Source organism: Janthinobacterium sp. Ant5-2-1 (assembly GCF_001445815.1).
In the GTDB taxonomy this organism is placed as follows: domain Bacteria; phylum Pseudomonadota; class Gammaproteobacteria; order Burkholderiales; family Burkholderiaceae_D; genus Janthinobacterium; species Janthinobacterium lividum_E.
Map to the genome: position 1 here is coordinate 68,370 of NZ_LNCE01000063.1, position 8,723 is coordinate 77,092.

General features: G+C 65.5%; 7 protein-coding genes. 3 read left to right on the top strand and 4 right to left on the bottom strand.

The genetic code is table 11. The features are described from left to right. Positions 1-98: 98 nt before the first annotated feature. From ASN89_RS20300 to ASN89_RS20310, 3 genes are all read right to left on the bottom strand, one after another. Positions 99-1,907 (bottom strand): ABC transporter ATP-binding protein, encoded by a 1,809-nt coding sequence (locus tag ASN89_RS20300; RefSeq protein ID WP_058050536.1) that lies wholly within the window; start codon positions 1,905-1,907, stop codon positions 99-101. Continuing rightward, positions 1,897-3,648, bottom strand: coding sequence for an ABC transporter ATP-binding protein (locus ASN89_RS20305; RefSeq protein WP_058050537.1), 1,752 nt, complete (start codon positions 3,646-3,648; stop codon positions 1,897-1,899). Before ASN89_RS20305 ends, ASN89_RS20300 begins: the two co-directional genes overlap by 11 nt. Before the next feature lie 166 nt (positions 3,649-3,814). Beyond that, entirely contained in the window at positions 3,815-4,699 is an 885-nt protein-coding gene (locus ASN89_RS20310) for a phasin family protein (RefSeq protein ID WP_058050538.1), read from the bottom strand. Between the two features lie 379 nt (positions 4,700-5,078). Here ASN89_RS20310 and ASN89_RS20315 point away from each other — a divergent pair, with 379 nt between their 5' ends. The 3 genes from ASN89_RS20315 to ASN89_RS20325 are packed head-to-tail and all read left to right on the top strand — an operon-like array spanning position 5,079 to position 7,429. Beyond that, positions 5,079-6,353, top strand: a complete 1,275-nt coding sequence (locus ASN89_RS20315; RefSeq protein ID WP_058050539.1) for an amidohydrolase family protein — start codon at positions 5,079-5,081, stop codon at positions 6,351-6,353. 36 nt (positions 6,354-6,389) lie between these two features. After that, positions 6,390-6,908: a GNAT family N-acetyltransferase gene (locus ASN89_RS20320; RefSeq protein WP_058050540.1), complete on the top strand. Its 519-nt coding sequence runs from the start codon at positions 6,390-6,392 to the stop codon at positions 6,906-6,908. After that, positions 6,905-7,429 carry a GNAT family N-acetyltransferase gene (locus ASN89_RS20325; protein ID WP_046686052.1) on the top strand — a complete coding sequence of 175 codons (525 nt, stop codon included), beginning with the start codon at positions 6,905-6,907 and terminating at the stop codon, positions 7,427-7,429. The genes ASN89_RS20320 and ASN89_RS20325 overlap by 4 nt, the downstream gene beginning before the upstream one ends. Before the next feature lie 27 nt (positions 7,430-7,456). Here the strand turns inward: ASN89_RS20325 and ASN89_RS20330 are convergent, their stop codons facing one another. After that, on the bottom strand, positions 7,457-8,704 hold the full coding sequence (locus ASN89_RS20330; protein ID WP_058050541.1) for an ROK family transcriptional regulator: 1,248 nt from the start codon (positions 8,702-8,704) through the stop codon (positions 7,457-7,459). Between the last annotated feature and the right edge of the window lie 19 nt (positions 8,705-8,723).

Here is an 8,723-nt window from a genome sequence, read left to right on the forward strand (position 1 = left end):
CCTGTCTGTAACAGATTATATTCTGTTGCAATCAAGAAATATCATGCGCACCGCAGAAATTTGCGAAAGTGCACACGGCGGGCGTTGACAAGGCGCTATTACTGCGCCAGCTGCTGCAGCAGGTACAGGCGCTGGTACAGGCCGCCTTCGATCTGCATCAGGGCATCGTGCGGTCCCGCTTCCGTGATGCGGCCGTGATTGAGCACGATGATACGGTCGGCCTCGCGGATGGTCGACAGGCGGTGGGCGATGGCGATGATGGTCACCTTGCCGCGCAATTCATTGAGGGCCAGTTGCACGATCTGCTCCGTCTGGCTATCGATGCGCGACGTCGCTTCGTCGAGCAGCAAGATGCGCGGCTGGCCGGCCAGCGCGCGGGCAATCGCGATCAGCTGTTTCTGCCCCGACGACAGGCGCGAGCCGCCTTCGCCCAGCGGCGTGTCGTAGCCGTGTTCCAGCGCGGCGATGAAGTCGTGCGCATGGGCGGCGCGCGCGGCCGTCTCGATCTGCTGCTGCGTGTAGCCGCGGCCCATGTCGATGTTTTCGCGCGCCGAGGCGGCCAGCAGGAAGGGGTCTTGCGGCACCAGGCCCACGTCGGCGCGGAAGTGCTCGTTGTCGATGCTGTCGAGGGCCACGCCATTGATGGCGATGCTGCCCTGCGTGACGGGGTAAAAGCGCAGCAGCAGGGACAGCAGGGTCGACTTGCCGCTGCCCGTGTGGCCGACGATGCCGAAGAAGGCACCTTGCGGTATCGTCAGCGACAGGTCGTGCAGCACGGGCTGGTTTTCCACGTAGGCGAAGGTCAGCTTCCTGATGTCGACGGCGGGCAGTTCGCTGCCCGTTTGCGCCTGCCGCAGGGCCGGAGTTTCCCGTCCCTGCGCGTGCTCGAGCGCCTGTGCTTCGTCGAGCAAGGCCGAGACGCGCGCCGTGGCCACCACCGATTGCTGCAGCTGGCTGAACTGCATGGTGATCTGGATCAGCGGCTCGATCACGCGCGCGATGTAGCTGATGAACGCATACAGCACGCCCACTTCCACGGCGCCCATCTCGCGCCGGCCGAAGCTGAAGATGACGACGGCCAGCAGCACGATGTTGAGCATGTCGAGCGCGGGGCGCAGCAGCCAGGCGTTGGCGCGCAATTCCTGCATGCGCGCCGTGTAGTGGTCCTGGTTGATGCCCGTGAAGCGCGCACCGAAGCGTTTTTCCGCGTTATTCGCCTGCAGTACGCTCATGCCGCCGATCGATTCGGCGATCTGGCCGTTGATCTCGCTGCGCAGGGCGCGCGCGCGCGTGACGGCTGGCGCGCTCCAGCGCTGGTACAGGAAGACGATGACCAGCACGGCCGGCAGCAGGGCCAGCACGATCAGCATCAAGCGCCAGTCGAGGAAAGCCATGGCGGCCATAGTGCCGACCAGGACGATGGAGCTGTCGAGGATGACGAACAGCACCTGCACGTACAGCGATTTCACGGCTTCCGTGTCGTTGGTGACGCGGCTGACCAGCTGCCCCGTGATGGCGCGGTCGAAGAAGGCCATCGGCAGGCGCAGCACGTGCTGGTAGACGGTTTCGCGTAGGCGCTGCACCGAGCGCATGGCCAGGCCGGACAGGCGCACCAGCTGCAGATAGCGTAGGCCGGACGCGACCCAGCCCGTCAGCAGGCAGCCGCCCAGCAGCAATGACATGCGCGTCCAGTCGAGGTTGCGCGGCAGCAGATGCTGGTCGATCAGGGCCTTGCCCAGGATCGGGCCCGTCACTTCGAGGGCGGCGGCGATGATCAGCCAGAACGTGGCCCAATATAAATGGCGCAGGTCGGGTGCGGCGGCGCGGCGCAGCAGGCCGATGGCTTGCGCGGCCTGGCGGCGCACGGATTGCGTGGCGGTGGTGGCTTGGTCGGTCTTAGATGGCATCGAGGCTGGCTTCCAGTTGTTGATAGCGCCACTGGCTGGCATACCAGCCGTCGCGCTGCATCAGCGCGTCGTGGTTGCCCGTTTCCGTGACGTGGCCGTCGCGCAGCACCAGGATCAGGTCCGCGTTGACGACGGCGCTCAGACGGTGGCTGGCGATGATGGCGCTGCGCTCGGGGCGGCGCGCGCGCAGTTCTTCCAGGTGCTGCAGGATGCGCGTTTCCGTGCCCGTGTCGACGGCGGACAGCGCATCATCCAAGAGCAGCAAGCCGTTGTCGGCCAGCAGGGCGCGGGCAATCGCCACGCGCTGGCGCTGGCCGCCGGACAGGGTGATGCCTTTCTCGCCCACGTGGGTCTGATAGCCCTCGGGGAACTGCAAAATATCGTCGTGGATGTCGGCCAGTTGCGCCGCCCGCTCCACTTCCTCGCGCGCGGCGCCGGGACGGGCCAGGGCGATATTGTCGGCGATGGTGGCGGAGAACAGGAACGACTCCTGCGGCACCCAGCTGATGGCCGCGCGCAGCGCATGCAAAGTGTAGGCGTCCAGCGCCTGGCCATTCCACGTGGCCGTGCCCGATTGCGGCGTGACTTGACGCAGCAGCACGCGCAGCAGGGTCGACTTGCCGCTGCCCGTCGGGCCCACCAAGCCCAGGGTCTGGCCCGGCAGCAAGCGCAGCGAAATGCCGGACAGGGCCGGTGCCGTCTGGCCCGCATAGGCAAAGCCGACGTCCTGCAATTGCAGGGGGCCGGGCGTGAGCGTGGCGATGGTGCCGTGGTCGTCGATGGCCAGCGGGGCGTCCAGCATCGGTTGCAAGCGCTGCCAGGCGGCGCGGCCCCGTTCGATCAGCGAGAGCACCCAGCCGGCGGCGAACATGGGCCAGATCAGCTGGCCCAGGTACATGGAAAAGCTCGTCAGCGCGCCGATGGTCAGCTGGTCCTGCCACACAAGGTAGCCGCCCAGGCCCAGGGTCAGCGCCGTGGCGGCCGTCAGGGTCAGGCCGACGGCCGGTTCGTACGCCGCTTCCCAGCGTTGCGCCGTCAGGCTGGCGTTGGCCGCATGGCCGGCCAGGGTGGAAAACTGCTTGCTGCTGCGCTCTTCCAGGCCTAGCGCGCGCAAGGTGCGCACGCCCGACAGCGATTCCTGCACATGGTCGTTCAGCGCGGAAAAGCGTTTCAGCGAATCCGTCGACGCCGTGTGGATATGGCTCGAGATGCGCCAGAAAGCCAGTCCCATCAGGGGGAAAGGCAGGAGGGCGATGCAGGCCAGGCGCCAGTCCACGCCCAGCAGCATGATGCCGAGCACCATCAACAGGGTCAAAGTACCGTCGAAGCCGGCCAGCATAGCTTCGCCGGCGGCCATTTCGATGGCGTCGATGTCGTTCGTCGCCAGCGCCATCAGGTCGCCCGTGCGCTGGTTCTGGTAAAACGACGCGCCCTGCTGCGACATGCGCGTGTAAAAGCGCGTGCGCAGCATCACGCCCAGCTGGTAGGCGGCCTTGAACAGGGTGATGCGCCAGCCCACGCGCAGGAAGTAGATGACGACGCCGACGGCGAGCAGGGTCAGCAGCTCAAGCCACAGTTCGGCCGCCGTCATGCGGTGCGCGGCCAGCGCGTCGATGATGGCGCCCACGCGGCGCGGAATCCAGACGGTCAGTGTTGCCACGCCTGTCAGCATGACGGCAGCGGCGGCATACGCCGGCCAATGCTGACGCACGAAGCCGGCGATGAGCCTCGATAAACTCATGGTTACCTTTTGTTTTGTAGTAATGGGGTGTCGCGGGGCGGAAGGGCGGGCACGCGGACGGAAAGTACGCGTAGGATACAACAAGGCGGAAAAGCGCGCTGTGGACGGGTACGCAAAAAACGGGCCGTAGCCCGTTGTTTTGCAGCGTCAGTACTGTGCGCGAGGCTTACTTGCGGCCGCTGCCTTTGCCATTGCCCAGCATGTCGAGCTGTTTCGATGGCGTGCCCTTTGGAGCTGCCTTGGCGGCTGGCGCAGGGGCGTGCTTCACGGCGGCCTTGGCCACGGTCTTGCCGGCGGCGCTGGCTGGCTTGGCGGCCGGTTTGCTCGAAGGAAATGGTTTTGCGGCAGGCTTGGCCGGTGCTGGCGCGGCGGCTTTCGCTGGTGCTGGTGCAGGTGCGGCGGCGGGTGTAGGTGCGGGCTTGGCCGCTTCAGGCTTGGCTGCCGGTTTGGCTTCCACCGCTTTCACGGCTGGCTTGTCGGCGGCTTTCTCGGCAACCTTGGCAGGCGCTGCTTCTGGTTTGGCTGCCGGCGCGGCAACGGGAGTAGGGGCGGGCGCTGCCTTGGCTACCGGCTTGGCCACTTCGGCAGGCTTGGCGGCAACGGGGGCAGGTCGCGCTGCTGGCGTCGGTGCAGGCGCAGCGGCAGGCGCAGCAGGTACAGCGGCCAGTGCAGGCTTGGCTGCGGCAGGAGCGGGTGCCGTTGCGGCGACAGGCGCGGCTTCGTCGAGGCGGGCCTTGGCCGAGGCCAGCAATTCCGCCTGGGTGCTCGAGGCGATGCCGAACAGCTGGCGGCTGTAGGCCAGCACGCTCTCGATGTTCGGCTGCGCCTGGCTGCTGCTGTAGCTGAAGAAGTCGCGCGGGTCCTGCGTTTCCAGCAGGTGCTGCGCCGTTTCCGCCGTCTGCGAGATGGCGGCCTTACCGGCGTTCAGGTTCAGCGCGATGATTTTCTCGGCGCTTTCAAAGACTTTGCTGGTGAGGGTACTGAAGATTTGCAGCTGGCTTTCCAGTTGCGACTTGGCGGCGCTGGAAAATTGTTCAGGAAGCGGAAACATATTTACTCCTTTGTACGGATTAAAATGCTGGCAAAACGCTCTGCAAAATCCCGAAAACCAGAGTTGGCCGCGTTTTGTAAAGTAGGTAGCGTGCTAAACAGCTGATCATAGACTTTTTATGATGCAACGCAATATGAATATTCTAGCGGTGATTCGAGTTAGTTGAAAGCTATTTTCTCAAGGGCGTGTGCCGTGTGCTGGCTTCATTCATGCGCCTGGCGGCATTTGCCGGAAGTTTGCGCCCGCGCAAAGCGTTGTCATGGAATCTATGGCTACGCTTTTGCCAGTGACTATATTCTTGCGCTGCAGCATTCTTGAAAGATACGATGACAATGCACTGGAAGCGCCAGGTACCGTAGTCAACCGAAGGAGTGTCCGCATGGACCTTGTCATCCGCAATGCCAGCCTGCCCGACGGGCGCCGCGCCATCGATATCGCCATCGAGGGCGGCCGCATCGCCGCCGTCGGCCCCGCCTTGCCCGTGACGGGCGCGCAAGAGATCGACGCCGCCGGCGACCTCGTCACGCCGCCGTTCGTCGACGCCCACTTCCACATGGACGCCACGCTCAGCTACGGCTTGCCGCGCGTGAACGCGTCCGGCACCCTGCTCGAAGGGATCGCGCTGTGGGGCGAGCTGAAACCGCAGTTGACGCAGCAGGCGCTGGTGGACCGCGCCCTGCAGTATTGCGACTGGGCCGTGGCGCGGGGCTTGCTGGCCATCCGCTCGCACGTCGATATCTGCGACCCGCGCCTGCTGGCCGTCGAAGCGCTGCTCGACGTCAAGCGGCAAGTGGCGCCATATCTCGATTTGCAGCTGGTGGCCTTTCCGCAGGACGGCATCCTGCGCAGCCCCGGCGCCTTCGATAATCTGAAGCGGGCCATCGCCATGGGCGTCGACGTGGTGGGCGGCATCCCGCATTTCGAGCGCACCATGGCGGACGGCGCGGAATCCGTGCGCCTTCTGTGCGAATTCGCTTGCGAACGGGGACTGATGGTCGACATGCATTGCGACGAGTCGGACGACCCGCTGTCGCGCCACATCGAAACCCTGGCCTTCCACAGCCAGCGCCTTGGCATGCAGGGCAGGGTGACGGGCTCGCACCTGACATCCATGCATTCGATGGACAATTATTATGTGAGCAAACTGCTGCCCCTGATCCGCGAGGCGGGCGTGGCGGCCATCGCCAATCCCCTCATCAACATCACGCTGCAGGCGCGCCACGATACGTATCCGAAGCGGCGCGGCATGACGCGCGTGCCCGAGATGCTGGCTGCCGGCATCCCCGTCGCCTTTGGACACGACTGCGTGATGGACCCGTGGTACAGCCTCGGTTCGGGCGACATGCTGGAAGTGGCGCACATGGGACTGCACGTGGCGCAGATGACGGGCCAGCAAGCGATGCACGACTGCTTCCTGGCAGTGACGGAAACGCCGGCGCGCATCCTGGGTCTCGACGGCTACGGCATCGCGCCCGGCTGCCATGCGGATTTGCTGATCCTCGATTGCGGCAGTACCGTGGAAGCGCTGCGATTGCGCGCGGCGCGGCGCCTGGTGCTGCGGCGCGGGAAAGTCGTCAGCGAAGCGCCGCGCGCGCAATCGCGCCTGCACCTGCAGGGGCGGCCCGAAACGGTCAATTTCCGCCTGGGCCGCTGATACAATCAGCCATCACTTGTTATCGGGAGCACCGCCTTGAAAGAAATTGACATCCGCCCGGCCAGCGAAGCCGACTTCGACGCCATGTGGCCGATCTTCCAGACCCTGGTGGCCGGCGGCGACACGTATTCCTTCCCCGCCGATACGACGCGCGAAGCATGCCACGCCTACTGGTTCGGCCCCGGCGTGCAAAGCTTTGTCGCCACCATGGGCAATGAGCGACTGCTGGGCATGTACAAGCTGGTGGCGAACCAGCCTGGCCATGGTTCGCACGTGGCCAATGCCTCGTTCATGGTCGACCCGGCCGCGCAGGGCGTCGGCGTGGGCCGCCTGCTGGGCGTGCACTGCATGGAAGAAGCGCGCCGCGCGGGCTACCTGGCGATGCAGTTCAACTTCGTCGTCAGCACCAACTTGGCCGCCGTCACCTTGTGGAAAAAACTGGGCTTCACGGTTGTCGCCACCCTGCCGCTGGCCTACCGCCACGCGCAGCTCGGCTATGTCGACGCCTACGTGATGTACCAGCTGCTGACCGATCCGATGCAGTGGCCGGCATGACGGATACGGTCATCGTGATCGAGACGCCGCGCCTGCGCCTGCGTACCGCCAGCGTCGATGATGGGGCGTTTTTCCTCGGGCTGGTGAACGAGCCGACCTGGCTAGCGACCATCGGCGACCGCAACATTCACACCGTGGACGCGGCGCGCGCGGCGCTGGAAACGGGCCCGATCGCGCAGCAGCAGGAACTCGGCTACTCTTTCTATATCGTCGAGCACCGCGGCGATGGCGTGGCAATCGGCATGTGCGGCCTGATCAAACGCGCCACCATGCCGGGTCCCGACATCGGCTACGCGCTGCTGCCCGCGTATTGCGGCCAGGGCCTGGCCTGGGAGGCTGCAGCTAGCGTGCTGCGCCATGCACGTGACGTGCTGTGCCTGCCGGCTGTGTATGGCCTCGTGTCGCCGCAGAACCAGCCTTCGATCAACTTGATCAACAAGCTCGGTTTGCGCTTCGAACGCTTTTCGCGCCAGCCTATCGTTGGCAAGGACATCAATATCTATCGCAAGAGTTTTTCTTAATCTCTCTAGAAAACAACGCGGCAGGACCTACTTGAGGAACAGGTCGCGGTCCGGCGCGAAATGCGCGTACAAGGGCAGGAAGGCGCCGCCAACGGCGCGCGCGTCGGAGCCGACGGTGCCGCCGAGCACCTGCGGCCGGGCGATGCCCTCCCAGCTATAGCATTCCAGCGCGCGCTCGACCTGGGCCAGCAATTGTTCGAGCAGGCCGCGGTCGAAAGAGCCGTCGATAATCACCCCTTCCAGGTCGAGCAGGCAGGTGGCGCTGGTGATGCTCAGTGCGATGGCCCGCGCCGCGTCGTCGAGCCAGGCCACGGTGTGCGTGATGAACGGTTCCTGCAGCGCCCGCCCGTCGTGGGCGGCGGCCGGGTCCAGCCCGGCCAGGGTGTACAACTGCTCGAGGTTGAACAGGGAAGCGTCGCCCAGCAACTGGCCCGGCGGGTTCCTGGCGCCGGCCGTGGCCATGCCGAGCGGCAAGGAGCCGACTGCGCCGGCGTTGCCGTGCAGGCCGCTGTGCAAATGGCTGTTGATGACCAGGCCGCCACCGATGAAGATGTCGACGAAGACGTACAGGAAGTTCTTGATGCTGCGCCCGCGCCCCAGCACCAGCTCGGCGACGCAGGCGGCAGCCGTGTCCTTGGCGAACTCGATCGGCAACGCCGTCATCGTTTGCACGCGCTGGCCGATGTCGATGCTGTCCCACGCGTTGGCCTGCTCCGGCGCCATCTCGAGCAGATTCTGCCAGCCGCCCAAGCCCAGCGGCGCGGCGATGCCGACGCCGCACAGGCGCGGCAGCAACTTCGGTCCCAGCAGCACGGCCATGCTTTTCAGCGCCGACTCGATCTGGCCGAACACGGTGTCGGGGACGGGAAAGGAATAGGGAAACGACAGGCGCTCGCGCGTCTTGCCGACGAAATCGACCAGCAACACGTCGAGGCTGCGCCGGCCGATCTTGATGCCGATCGAGAAGGCGCCGTCCGGATTGAGCATGATGGGCACCGACGGCTGGCCGACCTTGCCCCGCACGGGCGCGCGCTTGCTGACCAGGCCGTCTTCCAGCAGGCGATTGATGATCAGGGAAATCGTTTGCGTGCTCAGGTTGGTCAGCCGGGCCAGGTCGGCCTTTGGCATGCTGCCGTGCAAGCGCACGGCCTGCAGCACCACCCGCTCGTTGAACTGGCTCATGCCCATCTGGTTCGAGCCGCGCGGCTGCAGCCATGGAGCATCGTCGATGGCTGCTTGCGGCGCGCACGCCTCTTCGGTAAAGCTGTCTGACATGGCGGGGCGGGGGCCGGTT

What these genes read in the sequence shown, in the direction of transcription:
- ASN89_RS20300 (WP_058050536.1), bottom strand. Translation starts at nt 1,907, where the DNA reads ATGCCATCTAAGACCGACCAAGCCACCACCGCCACGCAATCCGTGCGC.
- ASN89_RS20305 (WP_058050537.1), bottom strand. Translation starts at nt 3,648, where the DNA reads ATGAGTTTATCGAGGCTCATCGCCGGCTTCGTGCGTCAGCATTGGCCG.
- ASN89_RS20310 (WP_058050538.1), bottom strand. Translation starts at nt 4,699, where the DNA reads ATGTTTCCGCTTCCTGAACAATTTTCCAGCGCCGCCAAGTCGCAACTG.
- ASN89_RS20315 (WP_058050539.1), top strand. Translation starts at nt 5,079, where the DNA reads ATGGACCTTGTCATCCGCAATGCCAGCCTGCCCGACGGGCGCCGCGCC.
- ASN89_RS20325 (WP_046686052.1), top strand. Translation starts at nt 6,905, where the DNA reads ATGACGGATACGGTCATCGTGATCGAGACGCCGCGCCTGCGCCTGCGT.
- ASN89_RS20330 (WP_058050541.1), bottom strand. Translation starts at nt 8,704, where the DNA reads ATGTCAGACAGCTTTACCGAAGAGGCGTGCGCGCCGCAAGCAGCCATC.